The sequence below is a fragment of the Nocardia sp. NPDC055165 genome (assembly GCF_053606985.1).
Window position 1 is genome coordinate 534,536 of the sequence record NZ_JBSGSS010000003.1, and the last position, 25,321, is coordinate 559,856.

General features: G+C 69.1%; 16 protein-coding genes. 8 read left to right on the top strand and 8 right to left on the bottom strand.

The annotated features are described in order from the left end of the window. The first annotated feature begins 101 nt into the window (after positions 1-101). Positions 102-1,493 (top strand): ABC1 kinase family protein, encoded by a 1,392-nt coding sequence (locus tag ACWFRF_RS09245; protein ID WP_452449466.1) that lies wholly within the window; start codon positions 102-104, stop codon positions 1,491-1,493. A gap of 9 nt (positions 1,494-1,502) precedes the next feature. After that, on the top strand, positions 1,503-2,009 hold the full coding sequence (locus ACWFRF_RS09250) for a M15 family metallopeptidase (RefSeq protein ID WP_452449468.1): 507 nt from the start codon (positions 1,503-1,505) through the stop codon (positions 2,007-2,009). Positions 2,010-2,057: 48 nt separating this feature from the next. On the opposite strand, the gene ACWFRF_RS09255 is transcribed toward ACWFRF_RS09250, so the two are convergent. Next, the gene (locus tag ACWFRF_RS09255; protein ID WP_379313979.1) at positions 2,058-3,197 is read right to left on the bottom strand and encodes an epoxide hydrolase family protein; all 1,140 of its coding nucleotides are present in this window, start codon (positions 3,195-3,197) and stop codon (positions 2,058-2,060) included. An 85-nt stretch (positions 3,198-3,282) separates the two neighbouring features. Here ACWFRF_RS09255 and ACWFRF_RS09260 point away from each other — a divergent pair, with 85 nt between their 5' ends. After that, positions 3,283-4,245, top strand: a complete 963-nt coding sequence (locus tag ACWFRF_RS09260) for a helix-turn-helix transcriptional regulator (RefSeq protein ID WP_379313978.1) — start codon at positions 3,283-3,285, stop codon at positions 4,243-4,245. Between the two features lie 142 nt (positions 4,246-4,387). Here ACWFRF_RS09260 and ACWFRF_RS09265 read toward each other — a convergent pair whose 3' ends face one another. Beyond that, complete coding sequence (locus tag ACWFRF_RS09265; protein WP_378988207.1) at positions 4,388-4,807, bottom strand: RidA family protein; 420 nt, start codon at positions 4,805-4,807, stop codon at positions 4,388-4,390. Between the two features lie 63 nt (positions 4,808-4,870). Here ACWFRF_RS09265 and ACWFRF_RS09270 point away from each other — a divergent pair, with 63 nt between their 5' ends. Continuing rightward, positions 4,871-5,851, top strand: coding sequence for a helix-turn-helix transcriptional regulator (locus ACWFRF_RS09270; protein ID WP_379313977.1), 981 nt, complete (start codon positions 4,871-4,873; stop codon positions 5,849-5,851). A gap of 38 nt (positions 5,852-5,889) precedes the next feature. Here ACWFRF_RS09270 and ACWFRF_RS09275 read toward each other — a convergent pair whose 3' ends face one another. The 4 genes from ACWFRF_RS09275 to ACWFRF_RS09290 all read right to left on the bottom strand — a co-directional run bounded on the left by ACWFRF_RS09275 (position 5,890) and on the right by ACWFRF_RS09290 (position 14,517). Next, on the bottom strand, positions 5,890-10,296 hold the full coding sequence (locus ACWFRF_RS09275; protein ID WP_452449471.1) for an SbcC/MukB-like Walker B domain-containing protein: 4,407 nt from the start codon (positions 10,294-10,296) through the stop codon (positions 5,890-5,892). Positions 10,297-10,298: 2 nt separating this feature from the next. Continuing rightward, complete coding sequence (locus tag ACWFRF_RS09280) at positions 10,299-11,669, bottom strand: TIGR02678 family protein (protein WP_452449473.1); 1,371 nt, start codon at positions 11,667-11,669, stop codon at positions 10,299-10,301. Positions 11,670-11,742: 73 nt separating this feature from the next. Continuing rightward, positions 11,743-13,302, bottom strand: coding sequence for a TIGR02677 family protein (locus ACWFRF_RS09285; RefSeq protein ID WP_449965553.1), 1,560 nt, complete (start codon positions 13,300-13,302; stop codon positions 11,743-11,745). 75 nt (positions 13,303-13,377) lie between these two features. Beyond that, a complete protein-coding gene (locus ACWFRF_RS09290; protein WP_379218162.1) occupies positions 13,378-14,517 on the bottom strand; it encodes an XRE family transcriptional regulator in 1,140 nt (379 codons plus the stop codon). 348 nt (positions 14,518-14,865) lie between these two features. Between ACWFRF_RS09290 and ACWFRF_RS09295 the strand changes: the two genes are divergently transcribed. Beyond that, the gene (locus ACWFRF_RS09295) at positions 14,866-15,171 is read left to right on the top strand and encodes a hypothetical protein (protein WP_301901081.1); all 306 of its coding nucleotides are present in this window, start codon (positions 14,866-14,868) and stop codon (positions 15,169-15,171) included. Here the strand turns inward: ACWFRF_RS09295 and ACWFRF_RS09300 are convergent. Both ACWFRF_RS09300 and ACWFRF_RS09305 read right to left on the bottom strand, forming a co-directional pair. Beyond that, entirely contained in the window at positions 15,073-17,646 is a 2,574-nt protein-coding gene (locus ACWFRF_RS09300) for an AMP-binding protein (RefSeq protein WP_452449476.1), read from the bottom strand. The genes ACWFRF_RS09295 and ACWFRF_RS09300 overlap by 99 nt on opposite strands. 72 nt (positions 17,647-17,718) lie before the next feature. Then, a complete protein-coding gene (locus ACWFRF_RS09305; protein WP_235569430.1) occupies positions 17,719-18,549 on the bottom strand; it encodes a PAC2 family protein in 831 nt (276 codons plus the stop codon). A gap of 192 nt (positions 18,550-18,741) precedes the next feature. Between ACWFRF_RS09305 and metH the strand changes: the two genes are divergently transcribed. From metH to ACWFRF_RS09320, 3 genes are all read left to right on the top strand, one after another. Continuing rightward, positions 18,742-22,338, top strand: a complete 3,597-nt coding sequence (metH, locus tag ACWFRF_RS09310; RefSeq protein WP_452449478.1) for a methionine synthase — start codon at positions 18,742-18,744, stop codon at positions 22,336-22,338. Between the two features lie 231 nt (positions 22,339-22,569). Then, on the top strand, positions 22,570-24,528 hold the full coding sequence (locus tag ACWFRF_RS09315; protein WP_452449480.1) for a serine/threonine-protein kinase: 1,959 nt from the start codon (positions 22,570-22,572) through the stop codon (positions 24,526-24,528). An 80-nt stretch (positions 24,529-24,608) separates the two neighbouring features. After that, positions 24,609-25,280 carry an HAD family hydrolase gene (locus tag ACWFRF_RS09320; protein ID WP_452449482.1) on the top strand — a complete coding sequence of 224 codons (672 nt, stop codon included), beginning with the start codon at positions 24,609-24,611 and terminating at the stop codon, positions 25,278-25,280. The last annotated feature ends 41 nt before the right edge of the window (positions 25,281-25,321 follow it).

Genomic DNA, 25,321 nt, shown 5'->3' on the forward strand with positions numbered 1-25,321 from the left:
AGCGCCGGGGTTTTCGTCTGTTCCGTGGGTCCGGCGACGTCCGCCACCCCGGTGTAATGTGACGCACGACATACGGTGTCCAGGCCTGACAGGGGTGCGGATTGGCGAGCGGTGGAGTTCCCCGGGGGCGGGCGACGCGGAGCGCGAAGCTGGGGCAGTTCGCCGCCGGGCAGGCGGTGCGCGAGGTCGGGCGCCGGCTGTCGATGATCGGGCGCACCGACGAGGCCCGTGAGGTGCTGGCGGAGCGGTCGGCGATGATGAAGGCGCAGCAGATCGTCGCGGTGCTGGGGAGCATGAAGGGCTCGGCGATGAAGCTCGGGCAGATGGGCTCGGTGCTCGATCTCGACTTCGTTCCCGAAGCCCATCGCGAGCAGTTCCGCGCCCAGCTCGCGGCCCTGCAGGACCGGGCGCCCGCGATGCCGTTCGCGACGATGCGGCAGGTGATCGAGGACGACCTCGGCCCCTTGGCCCAGACGTTCGCCGAGTTCGGTGAGACATCGATCGCGGCGGCGTCGATCGGGCAGGTACACCGGGCGCGACTACACGACGGACGCATCGTGGCGGTCAAGGTGAAGTATCCCGGGGTGGAGCGCGCCGTCCACGCCGACATCAGCAATCTCGAGTTCCTCGGCAAAATGGCCAGAACAGTGCTGCCGAGCATGGCCGACACCGGTGTGCTGGAGGAGGTCGCCAGCAATCTGCGCAGCGAACTCGACTACGAACGCGAGGCTCAGACCCAGCATCGGGTCGCACAGCGCTATCGTGGCCATCCCTTCATCACCGTGCCCGACAGCATCGAGGAATTCTGCACGCACAATGTGCTGGTCACCGAATTCGTCAAAGGGCATCCGTTTTCGCACATCCAGACACTGCCTGCCGCCGAGCGGGACCGGCTCGGCGAGCTGATCTACCGCTTCTACATCGCCGGTCTGTTCGCCGACAACGAGTTCTGTGGCGATCCGCATCCCGGCAATGTGCTGCTGGCCGCCGACGGCAAACTCGCCTTCGTCGATTTCGGCCTCTACAAGGAGATGGATCCGGAGCACGTCGAGTTCGAGCGCTCGGTCCTGCGGGCCGCCGCGGAGGGCCGCGGTGAGGATCTGTTCGCCGCATGGCTGGGCAGGGGGATCATCGACCCCGATTCCGAGGTCACCGTGGAGGAGAGTCTGGCCTACGTCTGGGCCGCCACCGGCTGGCACCTGCTCGACGAGGAAGTCACGATCACCCCCGAACTGGCCACCGGCGCACTACTTCTCGCCGTCGACCCGCGAGCGTCGGACTTCCAGGGCATGCACAAACAGCTGCTGCCGCCCGAGCACGTGTTCTCCCGCCGCGCCGACCTGTTCACCTTCGCCACCCTCGGTCAGCTGCGCGTTACCGCCAACTGGCATCAGCTCGCCCGCGAATGGCTCTACGACGAACCCCCGCAGACCGAGATCGGCCGGGCGATCGAGCAGTGGCGCCGTGGTCTCGACGACCGGCCGGGTCGATAGAATCCGCCTATGAATACTGTGCTCGGCCGCGTGGCCGACCGGATCCTGGTGACCGTGACGGCCGCCGCGGCCGTCACCGCCGTCGGCATCGCCGCCGCCGCCCAACCCGAGCCGCGCGAACAGTTCCAATCGGCAGCGGGCACCGAAGGCCTCGACCCGCCGCTCGCCGCCGCCTACACCCTCGCCGAACAGCAGGCCCACGCCGAGGACGTGCCGCTGTCGATCACCTCCGGTCATCGCACCTACGAGCAGCAGCTGTGGCTCTGGCAGGACGGCCTGGCCACCTACGGCAGCCCCGAGGAAGCGCGACGCTGGGTGCTGCCGCCGGAGGAGTCCACCCATGTCTCCGGCCGTGCCGTCGATGTGGGCCCGCAGGTGGGGGCACAGTGGCTCGAGGACAACGGCAACCGGTGGGGACTGTGCCGGACCTTCGACAACGAGTGGTGGCATTTCGAGCTGGTGACCGCGCCCGGTGCGCCGTGTCCGCCGCGGGTGCCGGACGCGAGTCAACGCTAGAGCCGAACCCCGTCGTGGCAGTGCACCCGTGTGCACTGCCACGAGGGCTCAGCGCAGCCCGGCGAAGAAGGTCCGGATGTCGGCGACGTGCGCGGTGGGTTCTTCCATCGCGACGAAATGGTTGCCCGGATTTCCCGACGGCCAATGGGTGATCTTGTTGCCGTGATCGGCGAGTGTGCGCATGAGCGGTGAACCGCCACCGTAGACGCCGGTCGGCACCAGGTTCTGGTCGGTGGGCCAGCCGAACCCGCCGCCGGTGCGCAGTCCGTCGTACATCGGCCAGGACGAGGTGCCGGTGGTCTGGGTGAACCAGTACAGGGCGATATTGGTCAGCAGGTGGTCGCGCTCGATCACGTCTTCGGCGCGGTCGGCCATATAGGCGAACTCCTGGAACTTCTGCATCATCCACGCCAGCAGTGCGACCGGCGAATCGTTCCAGCCGAGGGCGAACGTTTGCGGGGCCGCCCGCAACAGGGCGTGGTGGTCGACGCCGCCGGTCATCCACTGCTGCATCTGCGCCCACTGCGCGCGATCATCGGCCGACATCGCGGGCACGTCGGCCTCGGTCGGCATGCCGATCCCGCCGTCGAGATGCACGCCGATCACATGTTCCGGGGCGGCGAGCGCCATCTCCGGCGCGACGTAGGCGCCGAGGTCACCGCCCTGCGTGCCGTAGCGGTCATAGCCGAGGCGGTCCATCAAAGTGGCCCACATCGCGGCGACCCGTGCGGTGGTCATGCCGGGTTCGCGCGGCGCCGCCGAGAAGGCGAAGCCGGGGACGGACGGGATCACCACGTCGAAGGCGAGTGCGGGATCGAGACCGTGAGCGCGCGGATCGGTGAGCGGGCCGATGGTGCGGGTGAACTCGACGAACGAGTTGGGCCAGCCGTGGGTCAGCAGCAGCGGCACCGCGTCGGGCTCGGGGGAGCGCACGTGCACGAAATGGACGTCGAGGCCGTCGATCTCGGTGATGAACTGGGGAAACGCGTTCAGCGCGGCTTCTTGTGCCCGCCAATCGAATTCGTTCGCCCAGTACGTGGCGAGCTCGCGGAGGTACTCGGTGGGGATGCCGCGTTCCCAGCCCTCGCCCGGCAGCGGAGCCGCCCAGCGCGCCCTGCTCAGCCGGTCGTGCAGATCGTCGATGTCGGCCTGGGGGATGTCGATGTGGAACGGGCGGATGGTGGTCATCGGGACTCCTCGTCGTCGGTGTGATGTCGACGTTATCGACTATCTAGGACAGTTCTGGTCCTAGATGTGCGCGAGAATGGAAAACATGACCGACACCGCCGCCCGCCTGCTCCGCCTGCTCTCCCTGTTGCAGATGCCACGGGAGTGGCCGGGCAGCGAACTGGCCGACCGGCTCGGCGTCACCGATCGGACCGTGCGACGCGACATCGACCGCCTGCGCGACCTGGGCTATCCGGTAGTCGCCGCGATGGGTGCGGCAGGCGGCTACCGGCTCACCGCGGGCTCGGCGCTCCCACCGCTGATCCTCGACGCGGACGAGGCCGTCGCCGTCGCGGTGGGGCTGAGAGTCGCCGCGGGACAGGCGGTCGCGGGCATCGAGGACGCGTCGGTGCGAGCCTTGACCAAACTCGAACAAGTCCTGCCCGCGACACTGCGCAGACGAGTGCGCGTGGTCGGCGCGGCGGTCACGGTCCGAGCGGGCGAGGGCCCCACCGTAGACCCGGAGGTCCTCACCACCCTCGCCGCCGCCGTCACCAACCGAGAACGCCTCCGCTTCACCTATCGCGACGCCACCGGCGCCGAGTCCCGCCGCCACACCGAACCCGCGGGCGTCGCCGCCGCAGGCCGCCGCTGGTACCTCGTCGCCTACGACCTCGACCGCGACGCCTGGCGCAGCTACCGCGCCGACCGCATCGAAACCCCCCACCCCACCGGCGCCCGGATCGCCCCCCGCGACCTCCCCGCCGCCGACCCGGCCGACTACGTCGCAGGCCGCCGAACCGACTGGGCCACACCCGAATACCAGGTGGATGTCACCATCGAAGCTCCACGCGGCCGAATCGCAGGCCGGCTCGGCGAGGAACCGAACACCCTTCGCGCCGACAGCAACACCACCTGCCGCCTCACCGCCACCCGAGACGACGACCCCACCTGGCTCGCCGGACAACTGACGTCCCTGGGAGTGCCGTTCCGCGTCCATGATTCGCCTGAACTGACCGCGGCATTGCGTGCCCTCACGAGTCGCCTGCAAGCCGCCCTGGGTGCTTGAGCGACCGCCCGTGCTCGTTCGAGCGTCTCGGATGGTCACCGATGAGGTTGCCGCCATCGACCATCTGCCCGTGAGGAAAGCGGCCCGGTAACTCTCCCCACCTGCACCGGGTTCGACAGCCCGATGCAGGTGCGGAGAACACTCAGGGGCGGGCGGCGACGGCTTCGACCTCGAACAGGACATCGGGGGTGGCGAGGCTCGCGACGCCGATGAGGGTTTGGGTGGGAGGGGTTGTGCCCCAGTTCGCTTGGACGGCACCTGCGATGGGGCCCAGTTTGCTGACGTCGTGATTCACGACGTAGGTCCGGAGCTGGACGACGTGGCTGAGGTCGAGGTCGTGGGCGGCCAGGGCGGTGGCGATGTTACGGAAGGTTTGGTCGACCTGCTCGGTGAAGTCGGGGGAGACGACCGCGCCGTCGGGTCGGGATCCGTACTGTCCCGAGACGAGAACCAGTTCGGTACCAGCGGGGATGACGGCGGTGTGGCTGTAGCCGAAGGGGGTCGGGTCGTGCAGGCCGTCGGGGTTGACGATGGTGTGGCGCGCGTGGTCGATGTTTGTCATGGCGATGAACCTGCCAGGAATACACGACATCCTGTGTCGTGTATTCCTGGCATAGTTTTTCGTATGCGAGCTGACCGGTTGGTCTCCCTGGTGCTGCTGCTGCGGCGGCACGGTCAGCTGTCGGCGGACACCCTGGCTCGCGAACTGGAGGTGTCCACCCGGACTGTGCTGCGCGATATCGAGGCGCTGTCCACGGCGGGCGTTCCGGTCTACGCCGAACGGGGCAGGCACGGCGGGTTCGCGCTGCTGCCCGGATTCCGGACCGAGCTGACCGGGCTGAACCACGAGGAGGCGCTGGCCTTGCTGATCGCCGGATCACGGCGTGGCGCACAGGCATTCGGGCTCGGCTCGGCGCTCGCGTCGGCCATGCTCAAGGTGGTCGACGCGCTGCCCGAAAGCTATCGGGAGACCGCGAGCGACGCGGCCGAACGATTGCTCATCGATCCCGAGACCGATCTGCTCTCGCGCCGGTTGGATGCCGAGGAGCTGCCCGACACGATCGTCAGCGAGGTCCGGCGCGCGGTGCTCGCCGGACACAAGCTGCGCATCCACTACGCCGCCGTCGACCAGAGCCCGGCATGGCGCACGGTGGACCCGATCGGCCTGGTCACCGTCCGAGGCCAAGGCTACTTGCTCGCCACCAGATCCGGCGCGGACCGCACCTACCGGCTGTCGCGGGTCGTGGCCGCCGAGGCGCTCGCCGAACCGGCCCAGCGACCGGACCGGGTCGATCTGGACCGGGCTTGGCAGGAGCGCAGCGCCCGCTTTCGCGCAGGCGGCGATCTCGTCACCGTACGGGTTCTGGTCGATCCGGTGCGGCGCGAGGAGTTGGTCGGCACCGCGGTGGCTGTCCACCGCGAAGAAGCGGACGACGACGGGCGACTGCGGCTGGAAGTGGCCTTCCAGGATCGCCGACACGCCGAATGGGCGATGTGGCAGCTCGCCGCGAACGCGGAAGTCGTTGCCCCGCAGTGGTTACGCACCACCCTGCGCGACCGTGCCGCAGCGATCGCGGCCCGCTACGCGGTGTCATCAGAACGATGATTCTCTTCGGCGCGCGCTGGGCGAACCCGTACCGCTGATCAGCCCACCGGAGCGGGTTCGCCCGGCATCCCTTCCAGGGTCAACCCGCCCTCGATCGTGTTGGGAACTCGGCGGCGGTTGGGGGAGCCCAGCGCCGTGGTGAGGTCGCCGCCGTCGTGTTCGGCGAGAAGCTCACCGCTGTCCCAGACGAGAAGGGTCGCGCTGACGGTGTTCTCGGCGGTGGAGTGGGCCAGGTCGTAGTGCGCGCAGCCGGGAACGTGGGCGTAGGTGATCCACAGGTCGTAGCCGGTCATGAACAGGTCGAGGTCGAATTGCACACTGAGGCCGAGCAATTCGCTGCGACCGTTGTCGTCGACGCCGGCGAAGGCTTCGTCGAGAGCGAGTAGGCGAGGCGCCTGCGGGTCGGCGGAGTCGAGCATCACGTGGGCGGCGGCGAACAGGGGCAGGTGCAGGGAGACCGACTGTTCGCCGCCGGAGAGGGCGCTGTGCCGGGCGACGGTGAGCTTGTCCTCGGTGCCGTCGCCGGAGATCAGCGTGAAGGAGAAGACTCGCCACGTCCGGTAGTCGAGAGTCGCGGCGAGGATTTCGGGGTACGAACGCTCCGGGTGCGCGGTGCGGGCGGCGCGGATCTCGGCGGCGAAGTGGGCGCGCACCGAGCCGAGGTCTTCCGGGCTCAGGGCGGTGGTGTCGCGGTCGAGGAGTTTGCACATGGAGCGCGCGGACTCCGACAACCCGTCGGCGAGGATCCAGTGCACACCGATGGTGTTGCCCGACGACATCCGCCGCTGCTTCATCTCCGCGCCCATGCGGGAGATGAGTTCGCGTGCGTCGGTGGTGCGTTCGTGGATCTGCTGGGCCAGGCCGGTGAGCAGCGCGTCTTCGAGGATGCGCCGCTCGGCATCGGTGAGCAGCAGTTCCTGGTCGCGGCGGGCGGCGTCGATGCGGGCGGCGAAGTCGGCCAGGGCGGCCTGGCCGTTCTCGTCGTGGACGGCGACGACGGTGAGTCCGTCGGCGGCGTCCCAGTTCAGCCGGTAGTCGCGGCCGGAGGCGGTGAGCGCGGCGTCGAATTCCTGGAGCGCGGTGGTGACCGCGGACCGGGTGGACTTGCGACCCGCTTCGGTGGCGCGGACCTGGCTGGTGGCGGTGTCGAGGTCGGCGAACAGGGCGGCCACCTCGTCGGGCAGCACCTCCGGATCGGTTTCCGGCCCCGCGGCGACGATGCGGTACTGCAGTTGCTCCGGGGTGGACCACGCAGCATCGCTACTGGGCCAGCGGTGTTCGACCGAGGCGCCGAGCAGGCTCAACAGGTCGGGTCGGGCGTACGGGGCCAGTGAACGCACCTCGGCGAGCACTTCGGTGAGTGCGGTGGCGAGCGCTTCGTTGGCGGTGCGAGAGGCCGCCTCGGCATCGCCGACCGCTTCGATGGCGGCATTGGCGGCCTTGCGCGCGGCCCGCTGCTCGGCCTTGGCCGCCTCGATGGCACCGCGGGCCAGGTCGAGATCGCGGTCGATGTCGGCGGCACTGGCGCCCAGCGCTTCGCGCAGCGTTTCGAGTTTGCGCTGCTGCTCGGTGTAGCCCAGTCGGGCAGCCTCGGCCTCTTCGGCGAACGCCTCGGCCAGTGCCCGCGCCTCGTCGTGCCGGTCGGCGCCCTCGCGTTCGCGTTCGCGCTCGCGTTCGTGTTCGGCGCGTAGGCGGAGCAGTCCCGTACCGGTGTTCTCGAAATGGCGGATCGCGGCGGCCAGCGCGTCGAGTTCGCGTGCCTCGCGCGGGGTTCGATGCGCTTGGGCGGCTGCGCGCACCTTCTTGTCCAGGGCCGCGACTTCGGCGACGGCCTGGTCGAGTTCGCGCTCGGACTGGGTGGCGGCCTCCACCCTCGACCGCATCAGGCCGGCGGCCTCGGACACGGCACGCAGGGCAGACGTCACCGCCGACGGGCGCGGCAGTGCCTTGGCGCCGGCCGACAGCGCGGCCAATTCGGCAGTGGCGCAACTATCTTCGTCCCTTGCCGCCTGATGTTCGGCAGTAGCGGCCTCGATCGCCGCCTCGATCTCGGCGAGCCGGGACTCACGCCTGCGCGCTCGCGCGGTGGTCCCGATGAACTCGGCTTCGGGCTTGTGGTGGTGTCCGATCAGAACGCCCTGCCGGAAAGTTCCGGCGAGGCCGACCACGACCTGCGGCGCGGCGGCAGTGGTCAGTGCGGTGAGGGTGGCGCCGGTGACCAGCCGAGTGGCATCGCCGGACACGGATCGTTCTGCGTCCGGCGTGTCATCGGTCGTCGTACCCGGCTGTGCGGATGTGTCGTGGAGGGCGATGGAGGCCAGCACCGCGGCAACGGTCTCGGTAGGCACGGTGAGATCGGCCGAATCGTCCTCGACGACAAGGACATCGGCGAGAGTACGGCCGGACGGGCGCTGATCGATCGGCAAGGGCAGCAGGAAGTGCTCGGAGTCGATGCCGGCGGGCAGACTCGGGCCACAGATCCAGCTGTCGAGGAGACCGCTGGACTGCAGTGCCGCCTCGATACCGGCCGCATCCCGCGGGGACACCGAGTCGGCGAACCGCACCAGCTGCCAGAGCGGCGCACCCGGAAGTCCTTCGCGGACACCGGTTCTGGCGGGATGGGCCGGGGGAGCGTCGTCGTGCTGGGCGGCGATCTGTGTGCGTTCGGCGACCAGGGCATCGCGGCGCACGGCAGCGGCGGTGGCACGGGAGCGCGCCTGCTCGCGGCGGGTGCGGATCTGCTCGCGCAGCGGCTCGCACCACTCGGACAAGACCTCGGAGGCGGAGGGAATGTCCTCCACGCCCGCACCGGCCATGGCAGCGTCGAGCGCGGCGAACATGCCGGCGGTGGTGTCGGACGTCACCTTTCGGCGACGTTCACCTTTCCCGTCCTGTCCGTCGGGATTCGCGTCCGAGCGGCCGTCGTGCGCCCCCGGTTCGGTAACGGCCCCGAAGATCTCGCTGTGCGCGTTCCACCAGGTGCGCAGGGCGGCGGCGGATTCGCTGCGGGCCAAGGCGACCGCGGCTTCGGCATGGGCGACTTCGGCGGCGGCCGAGTCGCGCAGTTCGACAGCGCGTTCGGCCAGGCGCTCGGAGCGGGTGCGGTCGGCGGCGGCGGTTTCCCACTTGCCCACTGCTTGTCGCACCGCACGCACGTCGGCATCACGTTCCTCCGCGTGGCCGCGCACCGCCGCGGTGAACTGGTCGCCGCGGCCCTCGGCGCTCGGTGGGGTCCATTCGATGCCCGCCTCTTCGGCGGCGGCACGGACCGCGTCTTCGCCGCGGACGAGGGAGGCGGCCGCTGTGCGGACCGCTTCGGTGGCGCGAGAGGCTTCCTCGGCGCGGCGTTGCAGCGTGTGCGAGGCTTCGGCGGCCTTGTCGCGGTGGGCCGCGGCGGAGGTTTCGAGGCGGCGGACGGCGTCGGCCAGGTCGTCGAGTTGCTGTTTGCCCTCGTAGGCGCTGGAGCGCTGGAGATTCTCGCGGTCGGCGATGGCCTGCTCATAGGCCTGGTCGGCGTTCTCGGCCCTGGTCTCGGCTTCGGTGCGGTCGGTGTCGCGGCGGGTACGCAGAGCGGTCGCGGCGAAGAGCGCGGTGGCGGCGTTGGTCACGGCATCGAGGCGGGCGCGGAGCTGGTCGACGTCCGTTTTCGCCTGTACCGCAAGGTATTTGCGGTACACATCGACGAATCGGCGAGTGGCGGTATCGGCTTGGACGAGCCCGTCGAGGGTGCGGCCGACCTCCTCCATATCGCTGAACGAGCGTGCGGCGTCGAGGATCAACTGCTCGTCGAGGGGCCGAAGGCCGTCGGTGAGTGCCTGGGAGAGCCCGCGCGGGTCGAGATTCTTGGCGAGCTGGGGCCTGCGCAGGGTGAGGATCAGATTGATCAGCTGGTCGTAGCGCTGCACGCCGAGCCCGAACATGCGCGCGTCGATCGCCGCCCGGTACTCGACCGGCCGGTCCACGATGGCGTCGCTGCCGATCTGCTCGGCCAACTGCTTGCGAGTGAGCGGGCGGTCGTCGGGACCGATGAGCGAGAAGTCGACCCCGGCGCGACCGTCGGCGACGAAGTACCAGCGGGTCACCTTGTCCGACGAGCGGGTGGCGCGCATGCCGATGCCGACGGTGACAGTCTCCGGGTCGTCCCAGCTGCCGCGCGCGAACTCCATCCACACATACGAGTAGGCCGATTCCTGCTTGCGATAGAGCAGATTCGACTTCATGGTGCGTTCTTCACCGGCGAACGGGTTCAGCCTGCGTGGTTCGATCCGTCCGTCCAGGACGAACGGGAACAACACTTCCAGGGCCTTGGTCTTGCCGGAGCCGTTGGGACCGCGCAGCACCAGGCGCCCGTCGGCGAAACTGAACTCCTGGTCGCGGTAGTCCCACAGGTTGACGATGCCGGCACGGGTCGGGACGAACCGCACTCCGCCGTGAATGAGTGACATGCTCAGACCCCTCCCTCTCCGGTGCTGCCGTCGGTATCGGCGGCGGTGACGAACAATTCCTCGGCCTTGCGCACCCGCACGGTGACCACCGCGCCGCGATATCTGGCCAGCGCGGGCAATACCAGCAGCCCGTCCTCGACCGGCCGGATCAGCCGCAGCTTGGTGAGCAGCGCGAGGACCTCGGTGGTGAGCCCGCCGACATCGGCCTGCCACTGGGCGGCGAAGGTCGCGCCGTAGCGGTCGGTGAGCGCGGTGACGGTCGTGCGCACCCAGGCGTCGTCGAGGAACGGATAGGTGACGGGTTCGAGGTCGTCGATGTCGTCGGTGAAATCCGGGGCCGGCGTGCTGGTTTCGAGGTCCTCGGCGAGCGGGGCGAACACGCCCGCAGTGGGGATGGACGCATCGAGGTGCGCGAGCAGGGTGTCGTCGGGGGTGAGCGCGCCGGGGCGCCGGGGGATCGGGTTGTCGATGTCGAGGACCGTGTCGGCGATCTCGCCGATCAACAACAGCGCCACCTGTGCCAGGGTTCCGGTGCCGGGGAAGCGGGTATCGGACAGTCGTCCCGAGTTGTCGATCAGCGCCACACCTTCGGCCCGGCGTTCGGCGCGCAAGCCGGTGCAGTGTTCGACCTCGCCGACCAGTCGGTCCTGGCCGAGCAGCGCACCCTCGGCTGCCGACAGTTCGTCGAGATAGACGACGGGGCGCTCGACGAGCGCCCGGCGCACCCGGCGAGCCTGATCAGCCTGGTCGGTGTCCTCGGCCAGCAACCCGCGCACGCTGTGTAGATGCTGCAGTGCCCGTGGGGGCCGGAACAGCGCGAACACCACCGGGCGGTCGATGTCGTAGAGTGCCTCGCCCGCCTCCGGGTCGCTGGCCCAACCGCCCGCGTCGCCGTCGGCCAACGTCAACGCACCCCGCGCGCCCAGCCAGCCGACGGCATCGACGAAGGCGTCGCGATCGGCGGCTCGCTCGGTCGACAGGTCGAGTCCCTCGATCCGGCTCGCGTAATCGGCGACGTGCTCGGCCAATTCGGACAGGGTGATCTGGTCGCCTGCCCGGCCGAGCGCGGCCAGCGCCAGTGACAGATAGGCGTAGCGGCGGCGGTCGAAGACCCGATCGTTGACGCTGCGGGCGGGCCGGGCGTCATCGAGCCGATCGTGCACCGGGTAGAGCCGGGCCGTGGTCTCGGTGACCTCCAAGCGGTAACCGAACAATTCGGCCAGATCCTCGCGCAGTTCCGTCGCCCACCGCCGAATCAACGGCAGCGCGATCCGGTCGGGATAGACCCGGGTGACCAGGTGATTGGCGAGCATCACTCGCGCCGCCCGCTGATAACTGTCGAGAGCGAGCGCATCGATCCGTTGTCGCTTCACAGTCTTGCCCCTCGTGCCGACGTCGGTCGCACCGAGCGATGGACGCCGAAATCTGGCGAGTCGATGCGCAGTCTCATCGCGCGACCCCGCGGCGGCTCGACTCGCGTACTTCGAGGCGACGGTTGTTCAGATGGAGCAGCCCCGCCGCGGTCCGGATGACCGTCGACCCATCGCAGGGGCGCACTGTCAACGTGACGCCGTTGTCGGAACCTGTTGTGCCGTCGACCTTTCCGCTCACCGGAACCCACGCGGTGGAGGCGGCGTCGATCAGGCGCAACAGCACCTCGGTCTCACGCTGATCCAGCACTCGGTCGTGCACATTGCCCTGGGACAGCGAGGCGGCGGCCGCGGCGCGTTCACGCTGTGCCGCCAGTTGGGCCTCCCGCAGCCGCCGCACGCCCGCGTCGTTGCGCGCGATCCGGGCCGGGGCGCCCGCCGTGGGTGCGCGACCGGTTTCGGCGAGCGTGCGGGAGATCTCCAACGGCGGTGCTTCCCACCAGGATCGGCTGGTGGGGATCAGCTCCGCGTCGGGATGTTCGAGCGACAGGTGGCGCGGCTTGCCCAGCCCGAACACCGCGTCGTAGAGCGCGTGCGCACTGCCCGCGCTGGGGGTGGCGACGAACCATTCGGCCAGGTGGCGCAACGCCGATTCCCGGCTGACGCCACCTCGGCGGGTCTCGGTGACCCGGCGCAACAGCGACAGCACCGCCGCGATCGCGCTCATCGTCGCCTCGCGGAGCCGATCGGCCTCGCAGGTTTCCGACGACTCGGTGCCCGCGGCGACGAACCAGGTGCGCAGCCCGTCCCAGCGGGAACGCCAATCCGCTTCGCGTTCGGCGAGACTCAACAGCACCCGCTCGTCGCACCCGGCCGCGCGGCCGATCAGCTGCTCGACGCCGGTCTCCTCGACTTCGCCGATCGCCGCCGCCAGCCGCGGGGCGAACCGGGCCAGATCCATGCTGAACTCCCGCATGTGTGCCAGCAGCGCGTCCTTGTGCGCGAGGAAGGATTCCGGCGTGATCTCGGTGGTGCGCACCAGGTCGCCCAGAGACAGGTAGAAGTGCGCGGCGCGCGCGGCCATGTCGGTGAGCGCGGTGTCGAGCCTGCGCAACGTGGTGTAGACCCGCTCGGCGTCGCCGTCGCGGTTGGCGGCGGAGAGGGTGCGCAGGTCGGCGAGCAGCTCGGGCAGCACCAGCCGCGACAGCGACGCGTCCTCCATCCGGGCCGCGAGCACCCCGGCCACCGCCCGGTAGGCCTGGAACCCGGCCTGCGCGAACTGGTAGACGTAGTGCCGGTTGCGGTACTCGGCCAGGGTGGCCGCGCGGGTGCCGTCGTAGCTGCGTTCGAGCACACCCCAGCGATGCAGCTGCTCGAGCAGGGGACCGATCTCGACCGCGGGCAGTGGGACACCCGCGGCCGCCTCGGCTCGACCGCCCGCCTCGGCTCTGGCTATCCACTCGGCGACGTCGTCGGCGTGCAACAACACCACGTAGGCGGCCCGAGCGCTGTCGAAGGCGCGCAGCACCCGCAGGTAGTCGGCGCGCTTCTCGGCGGTCGCGAACGAGAACAACCGCAGACGCTCGTCCCACAGGGCGGGTACGGCGCTGGGCAGGCCGTCGGCGGAGTCGGTCACCGTAGACAGGTTAGTGGTGGCCTTCGCGTGCTCCGCCGGACCCGTCCCCGATCGGCGTGGCATCGCCGCGCGAGCTCATCCGACATTGAGCGATCGCAGCTGCTCGAGGAAGGTTTGGGTGCGGTGATCTCCTGGGTATCGTTCGATGATCTCCCTGGCCGCCTCGCCCGCGATCCACGCCAGCGACGGCAGCGACTTGCGCCCCGCGGAGAACGCCGCGACACCCTCCTCGACCGCGCGCTCGAGATCGCGATCGCGCACGGCCACGACGGCCAGGGTGAGCCGCGCCTCGGAGACCCGCATGGGATTGCGGACCGAACCGTCCGGTCGGGTCGAATCGCTGATCACCTGCTGGGCGTAGCGCTCGGCCAGTCGATCCTGGCCCGCCACCCGGCAGCAGTCCATCGCGTAGAAGTCGAATTTCGTGGCGTCGACGACGAAGTGGTTGTCCAGATCGGCCGGATGACCCATCCGCGACAGGATCGCCCTGCCCTCGTCGAGGGCGGTCTGCACATTGCGGCGATCACCGAGCCGGGCCCAGCCCTTGGCGCGCTGCGCCGCCAACTGCACCCCCACACTCGACGACGTGGTACCCGCCATGGCCTTCTCCGAGACATCGATCGCGCCACGGAAGTTGCCCTGGGTCAACGCGAACCACGCCGACATCTCCGCCGCCCACCCGACGATCTCGGTATTGCCCGCCTCGCGACCCAGCGAATCGGCGGCTCGGCGGGTGGCCTCGGCACCACCCCGGCGGCCCAGATCGTAGTCGACGCAACCGACCAGCAACGCGACCCAGCCTGCCAGGACGAGGATTTCGCGATGCTGGCTCAGCGTCAGTCTGCCGTCGAGCAGGGAGGTGATCCGGCGCAGCCACGCGGTCCCCTCGGTGTGCAGTGCGTAGGGGTCGGCGTAGGCGTATTCGCAGCACAGCCTTTCGGCGGTGATCCGCACCGCGTCCAGGGTGGCGCTGTTGACGTCGGACATTCTGAGTCGTCCGATGAACTCCAGAGTGTCCATACCGGTTGCCGATAACAGCTCGTCATCACGGTTGGGACGGGACTTCGGGAAGAACGCGGCGGGGACGGTGTCGAACGCGGCCGCGATGATCGGCGCGTAGAACTCGTCAGGTCGCGATTCCCCGGATTCCCAGCGGCGCCAGTTGCGCAGCAGGGTACTGTCCGTCGGCAGGTTGTGGGAGGACTTGGCACGCATAGCGCGAACGGCATCGGCTTGCGACCACCCCCTCGCGTCACGTTCCGAGCGCATCCGAACAGCCCAGACGGGTCGATCATCAGTTGCGGTCACGGCGGTAGTATTCCACCAGTTAACGTTCGGCGTCCCGGATAGGGCATGTAGATGTCATCGGATTGACATCTGCTGCCGGGGGCCATGATTGTTCATGATGTAAGCAGGTACTCGGCTCGACAACCGGATGCCGGCTTTGCAGGAGAGCTTGCAGGGCAACGAAGTACCCCCGCGTGGCGTGCCGCGCGACGCGGGGGGATCGGTACACGACAGGTCCGACAACAGAACAGCGATCCCAATCCAACGGAGGTTCGGGTGGAAGCGTTGATCTATGGATACTTGCGGGACGATCTGGCTGATGGTCAGAGCGACCAATTGGAGGATGCGCTACGCAGCCTCGCGCGGACCGCGGGCATGTGTTTCGCCGCGACGTTCCACGAAGCACCCGCGGGTGACGGTGCGGCGTTCGCCGAACTCACCCAGGAATTGAAGCGGGCCGATGCGCACCACGTGGTGGTGCCGTCACTCGATCACCTTACCGGCCAGACGATTCCGCGTGACCTGCTGATCGCGAAGCTGGCGCACGAGGCGGCCGCTCAAGTGCTGACCCTGGAACGTTAGCCATGGGATCCGATGCCTGCACCGATCCACCATCTCGGTAGCGGCCGCTCCGGCGGCCAGGCAGGCCACCAGTGCGAGCAATCGCTGGTCGCCGAACGCCGGGTACACCTGCCAGTGCAGCAGGTACGCGAACAACGAGCTGTCGGCCACCGCCACCGCCACCACGGCGACGACGGCGGGCACGCGCAGCGCGGGCAGCCAGATCAAGATCAGAATGCCCGCCATGACAAGGCGTTCCCGCTCGGTGACGCCGAAATATCCGGGCACACAAGCCAGCAGCACGGCGCTGACGATCAGCCGCTGCCAGACCGCCGTCGCCTTCGCTCCGGCCCAGCCGAGAACGAAGTACCAACAGGCCAGCGGTGACAACGCGATATCGCGTTCGGGATAGAGCCCGAACGAATGCCAGCGCAAGACCAGGGTGAGGCCGAGCAGGCCGAGGGCGAACCAGAACGGCGCCCGCCGCTCCCACCCGTCGATCCGGGGGACCCGGATCAGTAGCGCGCAGGCCACGGTGCAGTACACGAGCACTTCCAGGAACCACAGGTGTCCCGCCGTGTCATTGCGGGGACCGAGGATCTTGTTGAGCAGCAACACATTCTGCCAGCTGTAATAGCCGGGTTGCCAGACCATCGTGATCAGGACCCAGAGCGCGGTCGGCACCGCGATCATCGCCACGGCCCGCCCGGTGAGTCGCAGTCGCCGGGCGGGTTGGGCGGAACTCACCGCGAACCGGGCGAAGTTGTAGCCCGCCACGGCGAGCAGCACGTGCGCGGCGCCCCAGAGTTCGAACAGCTGGATGTGCGAGCCGAGAATCAGCACGATCCCGATCGCGCGCAGAGCCGTCGAGGAGTCGAGCGCCCGGCCGAAGCGGGCGCGGGTACGGGGAGCTCGCCCCAGGTCGGCGATCGAACGCTGTGGCCAGTCGGTGGGCAGGGTACCGAGCACCCGCTCGAGGCGTGCCGCCACGGTGACGTAACTCAGCGAACTGCCACCCAGGTCCGCGAAACTGTGTGCGGGCGAGATCGTCTCGATCGGCAGGCCGAGGGCGTCGGCGTAGATCGCGCCGACATCGTCGCCCGGGCTCGCCGGTATGGTGGCGATCGCGCGCACCGCCGGATAGTCGATTTTGCCGGTGGCCAGCCGAGGCAGCTCGTCGACGACGGTCACGCTGATCGCGGTGGCGGGCAGGCCCGACACCTGGGCGATCAGTCGCGCGACCGCCACCCCGTGCGCTCGGCGCGAGGTCGCCGACGCCGCCGGGCGGGGGAGTATCGCCGCGATCACCCGGCTGCCGTCGTCGGTGCAGGCGGCGACGAAACCGGCTGTGGCCAGCTCCGATTCGACGCGGCCCAGATCGATGCGCAGACCGAACAGCTTGGCGAAGCGGCTGCGCCTGCCGACGACCTGGTACAGCCCGTCGGGCGTGCGCCGGGCCAGATCGCCGGTCCGCAGCGCGTCGACCGTGCGGCCCAGTGCCAGGTCGGCCGAGTGGCGGGCGTAGCCGAGCATCACGTTCGGGCCGTGGTAGACGAGTTCCTCCGCGGCGCCGTCGTCGACCGGTGCCAAGGTGAAATGCCCGCCCGGGACGGGGATCCCGATGCAATCGGGGTGCTCGTCCGCCGATTCCGGTGGGAGATACGCCATTCGGGCGGTGGCCTCGGTCTGGCCGTACATCACGAAGAACCGCCAGCCCGCGGCCGCGCCGAGCCGCGCGTAGGTCCGGACCCTGGCCGGCTCGAGTCTGCCGCCCGCCTGGGTCACATACCGCAGAGCGGGCAGCGACATCCGGGCGAAGCCGATCCGGTCGAGGAGATCGACGGTGTAGGGCACCGCGGCGAACGAGGTGGCCCGGTGCTCGCGGAACTCGTCCCAGAACTCGGGCTCGAGCACGGAGCGCTCGGTGAGCAACAGGCTCGCGCCGCGCAGCAGATGACTGTGGACCACCGACAGGCCGTAGCAGTAGAACAGCGGCAGGGTGGTCGCCGCGCGGTCGTCCGGGCCGATGCCGAGGTACTCGGCGATGGATTCGGCGTTGGCGCCGAGATTGCGCGCCGACAGCCGCACCAGCTTCGGCGACCCGGTGGACCCGGAGGTGCTGAGCAACAGCGCCAGCTCCGGATGTAGCCGGTGCGCCGACCGCGCGCGGTTCGCGATGACCCGACCGCGGTCGATGATCACATCCGGGTCGTAGGTTGCGGCCAGTTCGCCGGTGAGCTCGCCGGTGAGCAGGACCGCGCATCCCGCGTCGAGTGCGCCGAGGTAGGCGACGAGGGAGTCCAGATCGTTGCCCGCGGTGAGCGCGACGAGCCGGCGGACCGGTCCCAGTTCGGCCGAGAACTCCGCGACGCGGTCGGCGAGCTGGGCGTAGGTCACCGAGGTGACGGTGGCGGCGGACGCGGGCCCCACCGGGTGCAGCACCGCGACGCGGTCGTCGAAACCACGCAGATGGGCGAGGATCGGCAGGGTCGGCACGCGAAAAAGTCTAGGTGTCGTGCCGAGGGCGGCCGGGAGGCGCCTGTGCGGCGAACTCCCGGTGAACGAGAACTAGAGGCCGAAGCTGCCGGGCCCGCGTCTGCGCAGGTACTTCTCGAACTCGGCCGCGATGGCGTCGCCGTCGATCTTGGACATGGTCTCGTTGAGGTCGATCGCCGCGTCGCCGCGCTCCTCGAGCGAGCGCACGTACTCGCTGATCTCCTCGTCGCCGAGGGTCATCTCGTTGACCGCGGCTTCCCACTCCTCGGCCTGTTTCGGCAGCTCACCGAGCGGAACCTCGATATCGAGGACGTCTTCGACCCGGTGCAGCAGCGCGATCGTCGCCTTCGGGTTCGGCGGCTGCGACACATAGTGCGGGACGGCGGCCCAGAACGACACCGCGGGCACCCCGGCCTTCACGCACTGGTCCTGCAGCACGCCGGTGATTCCGGTCGGGCCCTCGTACCGGGTCTGTTCCAGGCTGAATCGCTCGGCGGCCTCGGGGCTGTAGGCCGAGCCGGTCACCGGCACCGGCCGGGTGTGGGGGGTATCAGCCAGCAGCGCGCCGAGGATCACGACCGTCTCCACGCCGAGTTGCTCGATGAACTCGAGCAGGTCGTCGCAGAAACTGCGCCATTTCATGTTCGGTTCGATGCCACGCAGCAACACCACGTCGCGGTCGCTTCCGGGCGGGGAACACACCGACAGCATCGTCGAGGGCCACTGGATCTCCCTGGTCACCCCGTCGACCTGACGGACTGTCGGCCGGTTCACCTGGTAGTCGTAGTAGTCCTCGGAATCGAGTTCGGCCAGCGGCTCGGCATCCCAGATCAACTCCAGATGTTCGATGGCGCCACTGGCGGCATCGCCGGCGTCGTTCCAGCCCTCGAAGGCGGCAACCATGACGGGATTGCGCAACGTCGGCAGTTCCGTCCCGGGGGTCTCACTGGCATCCACCCGGTCAGCCTAGTGTCTTGTGCGAATTGTTTTGCGGTGACCGACGGTGTTGCGTGTTTCCACCGGGAACAGTGGCGCAGGCCACTCGATTCACCCACAGTGGTCTCGTTCGTCGGGGGCGCCCTCTAGTCTTGAATCATGTCTGCGTCCTTGCCCACCGGGTTCGATACCACGCTCCTCGACACGCTGCGGCGGCGTGTCGTCATCGGCGACGGCGCGATGGGCACGATGTTGCAGGCCGCGGATCTGTCGCTCGACGACTTCCGCGGCCTCGAGGGATGCAACGAGATCCTCAACGACACCCGCCCGGATGTGCTCGCCGAGATTCACCGCGCCTACTTCGCGGCGGGCGCGGATGCGGTGGAGACCAACACCTTCGGCTGCAACTTGCCCAACCTCGCCGACTACGACATCTCCGACCGGATCCGCGATCTGTCCGAGCGCGGCACCCGCATCGCCCGCGATGTCGCCGACGAGATGGGTCCGTCCGCCGACGGCACCCCGCGCTATGTCCTCGGCTCGATGGGCCCCGGCACGAAGCTGCCGACCCTGGGCCACGCGCCGTTCGTCTCGCTGCGCGACGCCTACACCGAAGCCGCGCTCGGCATGCTCGACGGCGGTGCCGATGCCATCCTCATCGAGACCTGCCAGGACCTGCTGCAGGTCAAGGCCGCGATCACCGGCAGTCGCCGGGCCATGATCGCGGCGGGCCGCCGGATCCCGATCATCACCCACGTCACCGTGGAGACCACCGGCACCATGCTGGTCGGCAGTGAGATCGGCGCGGCGCTCACCGCGCTGGAACCGCTCGGCATCGACATGATCGGGCTGAACTGCGCGACCGGGCCCGCGGAGATGAGTGAGCACCTGCGGCACCTGTCGCGCCACGCCACCATCCCGGTGTCGGTGATGCCGAACGCCGGTCTGCCGGTGCTCGGTGCCAACGGCGCCGAGTACCCGCTCACCCCCGAAGAGCTCGCCGTCGCGATGAGCGGGTTCGTGTCCGAGTTCGGGCTCTCGCTGGTCGGTGGCTGCTGTGGCACCACCCCGGAGCACATTCGCCAGGTCGCCGAGGCGGTGCGTGAGGTCGAGAAGACGCTGCCCGCGATCGAGGATCGTCGCCACCCCGAGCACGAGCCTGCCGTCTCGAGCATGTACACCGCGGTGCCGTTCGAGCAGGACGCGTCGATCATGATGATCGGCGAGCGCACCAATGCCAACGGCTCCAAGGCTTTCCGTGACGCGATGCTGGCCGCCGACTGGCAGCGGTGCCTCGAGATCGCCAAGGACCAGACCCGCGACGGCGCGCACATGCTCGACCTCTGCGTCGACTACGTGGGCCGCGACGGTGCCGACGACATGAACGAGCTGGCCTCACGGCTGGCCACCGCCTCGACGCTGCCGATCATGCTCGACTCCACCGAGGTGCCGGTCTTGCAGGCGGGTCTGCAGCATCTGGGTGGCCGGTGTGCGGTGAACTCGGTGAACTACGAGGACGGCGCAGGCCCGGATTCGCGGTTCCAGCAGATCATGCGGCTGGTCTCCGAGCACGGTGCCGCCGTCGTCGCGCTGACCATCGACGAAGAGGGTCAGGCTCGCACGGCCGATCACAAGGTCGCGATCGCCGAGCGGCTGATCGACGACATCACCGGCAACTGGGGCCTGGCCGAGTCCGACATCATCATCGACACCCTGACGTTCACCCTGGGCACCGGGCAGGAGGAGTCGCGCAAGGACGGCGAGGAGACGATCAAGGCCATCCGTGAGCTCAAGCGCCGCCGCCCGCAGGTGCAGACCACCCTGGGCCTGTCGAATATCTCCTTCGGTCTGAACCCGGCCGCCCGGCAGGTGCTGAACTCGGTGTTCATGCACGAATGTGTCGAAGCGGGACTGGATTCGGCGATCGTGCACGCGTCGAAGATCCTGCCGATGAGCCGGATCCCCGACGAGCACCAGCAGGTGGCCCTCGATCTGATCTATGACCGCCGCACCGAGGACTACGACCCGCTGCAGAAGCTGATGGCGTTGTTCGAGGGTGTCTCGACGGCCTCGTCGAAGGCCTCGCGCGCCGAGGAAATGGCGCTGCTGCCCTTGTTCGAGCGTCTCGAGCGGCGCATCGTCGACGGTGAACGCAACGGTCTCGGTGACGATCTCGACGAGGCGATGCAGACCGTGCCGCCGCTGCAGATCATCAACGAGACCCTGCTCTCGGGCATGAAGACCGTCGGTGAGCTGTTCGGTTCGGGCCAGATGCAGCTGCCGTTCGTGTTGCAGTCGGCCGAGGTGATGAAAACCGCTGTCGCGCACCTGGAACCGCACATGGAAGCCACCGACGACGCGGGTAAGGGCCGGATCGTGCTGGCCACGGTGAAGGGCGATGTCCACGACATCGGCAAGAACCTGGTCGACATCATCTTGTCCAACAACGGCTACGAGGTGGTGAACCTCGGTATCAAGCAGCCCATCGCCACCATTCTCGACGCCGCGCAGGACAAGAAGGCCGATGTGATCGGCATGTCCGGGCTGCTGGTGAAGTCGACCGTGGTGATGAAGGAGAACCTCGGTGAACTCAACTCCAAGGGTGTCGCCGAACAGTTCCCGGTGCTGCTCGGCGGCGCCGCGCTGACTCGTTCCTACGTGGAGAACGACCTCACCGCGGTCTACGACGGCGACGTGTACTACGCCCGTGACGCCTTCGAGGGCCTGCGGTTGATGGACGAGATCATGACCGTCAAGCGTGGCGGCGGGCTCGACCCGGACAGCCCGGCGGCGATCGCCGCCAAGGACAAGGCCGCCGAGCGCAAGGCGCGTCATGAGCGGTCCAAGCGGATCGCGGCCGAGCGCAAGGCCGCCGAGGTGCCGATCGTGGTGCCCGAACGCTCCGATGTGGCCGCGGATCTGCCCGTGCCGACGCCGCCGTTCTGGGGCACCCGGGTGATCAAGGGTCTGCCGCTGGCGGAGTATTCGGGTCTGCTCGACGAGCGGGCACTGTTCCTCGGCCAGTGGGGTCTGCGCGGTCAGCGGGCCGGGGACGGGCCGACCTATGAGGACCTGGTGGAGACCGAGGGCCGGCCGCGGTTGCGCGCCTGGCTCGACCGGCTTGCCACCGAGGGTGTGCTCCAGCACGCGGCCCTGGTCTACGGGTACTTCCCGGCGGTGTCGGAGGGTGACGAGGTCATCGTGTTGACCGACCCGAATCCGGATGCGCCGGAACGGTATCGGTTCACCTTCCCGCGTCAGCAGCGCGACAGGTTCCTGTGCATCGCCGACTTCATCCGCTCGCGCGAGCAGGCTCGTGCGACCGGACAGGTCGACGTGTTGCCGTTCCAGCTGGTGACGATGGGTCAGCCGATCGCCGACTTCGCGAACGCGTTGTTCGCCGCCGACAACTACCGCGACTACCTCGAGGTGCACGGCATCGGTGTGCAGCTCACCGAGGCGCTGGCCGAGTACTGGCATCGCCGGGTGCGCGAGGAACTGACCGTCGACGGCAAGTCCGTCGCCGCCGACGATCCCGCCGATATCCAGGACTACTTCAAGCTCGGCTACCGGGGCGCTCGCTACTCCTTCGGCTACGGTGCCTGCCCCGACCTGGAAGATCGTGCCAAGCTGGTCGACCTGCTCGACGCCGGCCGGGTCGGGGTGACGCTGTCGGAGGAACTGCAGTTGCACCCCGAACAGTCGACGGACGCGTTCGTGCTGCTGCATCCGGAGGCGAAATACTTCAACGCCTGAGAGACTGCAGGCACAGAGATACACGCGTCGGCAGATCGGACCGGTCCCGCGGACCGGTCCGATTGTCGTTGCGACGCATGTGAGTCTGGTCACGATGCGGCGCTGGGTCCATGGACCGGGCTGTCCCGCAACAGGATCGAAGCAGTTCAGCACGTAGGATTTTCGAAAGTTTCATCCCGCTGTGGCGCGGAGGGCGAGACGACTCAGCGGTAAGCAGGAGGGGCACACGATATGACATCGGATCGGTTGATCGCGGGACGCTATCGACTCACCGACCCGATCGGCACGGGCGCGATGGGGGTCGTGTGGCGCGCCACCGATGTCCGGCTGCGGCGCACTGTCGCGGTGAAGCAAGTGCTGCTCGCACCCGGTCTCACCGGTACGCAAGCACTCGAAGGAAAACTGCGTGCGATGCGGGAGGGCCGGATCGCGGCCCGTCTGCACCATCCCAACGCCATCACCGTCTTCGATGTCGCCGAAGAGGACGGCCAGCCGTGGCTGGTCATGGAATACATGAACGCGCCGAGCCTCGCGGTGAAGCTGGCGGGTGGGGTGACGTTGCCGCCGATCGAGGTGGCGGGGATCGGCGCCCAGGCCGCCGCCGCGCTGTCGGCCGCGCACGACGCCGGGATCATGCACCGTGATGTGAAACCGGCCAACCTGCTCGTCGGCGACGACGGCACGGTCAAACTCACCGACTTCGGCATCTCGCACGCGACCGGCGACGTCACCGTCACCGCCACCGGCTTCCTGGCGGGCACCCCCGCCTATCTGGCGCCCGAGATCGCCCGCGGCGACAACCCGAAACCCGCCGCCGACGTGTTCGCTCTCGGCTCCACGCTGTACGCCGCCTCCGAAGGCGCTCCGCCGTTCGGTGAGGGCGACAACCCCCTGGCTGTGCTGCACGCCGTCGCGCGCGGTGTGGTGCCCGAGCCGAAGAACGCGGGCCCGCTCGCCCCGGTCCTGATGTGGCTGCTGACCGCGTCCGCCGACGACCGGCCGACGATGGCGCAGGCCCGGGTCGCGCTGGAAGACGTTGCGGCGGGCCGTGTTCCGGCACTGCCCGCCTCGGCCACGAAGATTCTGCCGATGAGCGAGGCGGCCACGTCGCTGATTCCGCCGGCCGGCGCACCCGCGAACGGGGGCGCGACGGCGAAGTCGGGCGCGGCAGCGTTGTTCGGCAGCGGTCTCGCGAAGGCCAAGGCTGCCCGCTCGGCCATCTCGGGCCGAAATTCGACCGGCGCACCGCATGCCTCGGACGTGAGCGGCAGTGCGGCGTCGGGCGCGGGCGGCAACGCGGCGAGCCGAGCGGACGGGGCAATCGGCCGAGCGGCGGCAGGCGGGGCCGGGCAGGCAGGCGCGGTGCGGCAGGCGGCGGCAGGCGATCCCGGCCTCGTCCGGCCGCGCGACGCCGCGTCCTCGGCCGCGGACGGTGTCGAACGCGCCGGTGCCCAGGCGCAGCTGCGCGCCGAGGCCGCGGCCGGGCCGACGGACGGCTCCGGCCTGCATCCGGCGTTCCCCGTCCCGCCGTCGCGCACCGACCGCGCGAACAACAGCCGCGCCGTGCTGCTGTTGGCCGCGGCCGTCGCCGCCTTCACGGTGATGCTGGTGGTGCTGGTGGTCACCCGTGACCGGGGCGGTGACTCCGATCAACAGGCGCAGGTCCCGGCATCGCCGGTCACCGTCACGACCGTGGTCGACGGCAAGGTGAGCACGGTCGTCATCGTGCCCGAGCAGGAAACGATCACCGTGTCTGCCCCGCCCGAAGCCCTGCCGAGCGGTGCGACGAGCGCCGGTGCGACCCCGACGAGCACATCCGCCAAGCCGACCCCCACCACCGCGAAACCGACCAGCACGACCATCACCACCACGCCGTTCGGTCCGCCCACCCCGGACCGGATCAACCAGTTCATCGCCGGGTACTACGGCATGCTGCCCGGCAATATCGGCGGGGCGTGGGCGCAACTCGCTCCCGGCTACCAGGCGCAGACCGGCGGGTTCGGGCAGTACTCGTCGTTCTGGTCGTCGGTGCGGTCGGTGACTGTCGGCTCGATCACCCCCAACGGGCCGAACCGCGCGGTCGTCACGCTCACCTATCAGCTCGCCAATGGCACCGTGACCTCGGAGAACCGGTGGATCCAGGTCTCTGGCGACGCGGGCAACCTGCAGATCGCCGGATCGGGCGTCTGAGGCGGACCCGTTACCCTGAACGGGGTCCGGCGAGCGCCGGGCACTTCGGCGATGTGTGACGAGAACGAGGCGAGTAACAGGTGAGCGCGCGACCGACCGCGGTGCTGTGGGACATGGACGGCACGCTGCTCGATTCGGAGAAGCTGTGGGACATCGCGGTTCGTGAATTGGCCCGCGAACACGGTCGCGAGCTGACCGACGAGGTCCGCCACGCCCTGATCGGCGCCTCCGGCCCCAACGCGCTGCGCATGCTCTTCGACGGTATCGGCCTCGACCCGTCGCCGCAGACGATCGTCGAGGCGGGGGAGTTCCTGGAGCGCCGGGTCACCGAGCTGATGCTCGGCCCGATCCCGTGGCGTCCCGGCGCCAAGGACGCGCTGGCGATGGTGCGCGAGGCGGGCATGAAGTCCGCGCTGGTGACCAACACCAAGCGTTCGCTCACCGAATACGGCCTCGATACCCTCGGCCGCGATTTCTTCGACACCTCCGTCTGCGGTGACGAGGTGGCGCACGGCAAGCCCGATCCGGCCATCTACCGCCGCGCCGCGGAACTGCTCGGGGTCGACCCGGGTGACTGTGTCGCGATCGAGGACTCGCCGACCGGTTCGCTCGCGGCGCAGGGCGCGGGCTGCGGTCTGCTGGTGATTCCGTGCGAGATCGCGGTTCCCGCGGCGCCGGGGCGGGTATTCCGGGAGTCGCTGATCGGTTTGTCGGTCGACGATCTGCGAGTCGCACTCGACGCACGCGTGTGAATCTTTCGACAGCGGCGCGTGATAGGGCGTAATAGCCTACC

What these genes read in the sequence shown, in the direction of transcription:
- ACWFRF_RS09250 (WP_452449468.1), top strand. Translation starts at nt 1,503, where the DNA reads ATGAATACTGTGCTCGGCCGCGTGGCCGACCGGATCCTGGTGACCGTG.
- ACWFRF_RS09260 (WP_379313978.1), top strand. Translation starts at nt 3,283, where the DNA reads ATGACCGACACCGCCGCCCGCCTGCTCCGCCTGCTCTCCCTGTTGCAG.
- ACWFRF_RS09275 (WP_452449471.1), bottom strand. Translation starts at nt 10,296, where the DNA reads ATGTCACTCATTCACGGCGGAGTGCGGTTCGTCCCGACCCGTGCCGGC.
- ACWFRF_RS09265 (WP_378988207.1), bottom strand. Translation starts at nt 4,807, where the DNA reads ATGACAAACATCGACCACGCGCGCCACACCATCGTCAACCCCGACGGC.
- ACWFRF_RS09270 (WP_379313977.1), top strand. Translation starts at nt 4,871, where the DNA reads ATGCGAGCTGACCGGTTGGTCTCCCTGGTGCTGCTGCTGCGGCGGCAC.
- ACWFRF_RS09290 (WP_379218162.1), bottom strand. Translation starts at nt 14,517, where the DNA reads ATGCGTGCCAAGTCCTCCCACAACCTGCCGACGGACAGTACCCTGCTG.
- metH (WP_452449478.1), top strand. Translation starts at nt 18,742, where the DNA reads ATGTCTGCGTCCTTGCCCACCGGGTTCGATACCACGCTCCTCGACACG.
- ACWFRF_RS09315 (WP_452449480.1), top strand. Translation starts at nt 22,570, where the DNA reads ATGACATCGGATCGGTTGATCGCGGGACGCTATCGACTCACCGACCCG.
- ACWFRF_RS09305 (WP_235569430.1), bottom strand. Translation starts at nt 18,549, where the DNA reads ATGGTTGCCGCCTTCGAGGGCTGGAACGACGCCGGCGATGCCGCCAGT.
- ACWFRF_RS09255 (WP_379313979.1), bottom strand. Translation starts at nt 3,197, where the DNA reads ATGACCACCATCCGCCCGTTCCACATCGACATCCCCCAGGCCGACATC.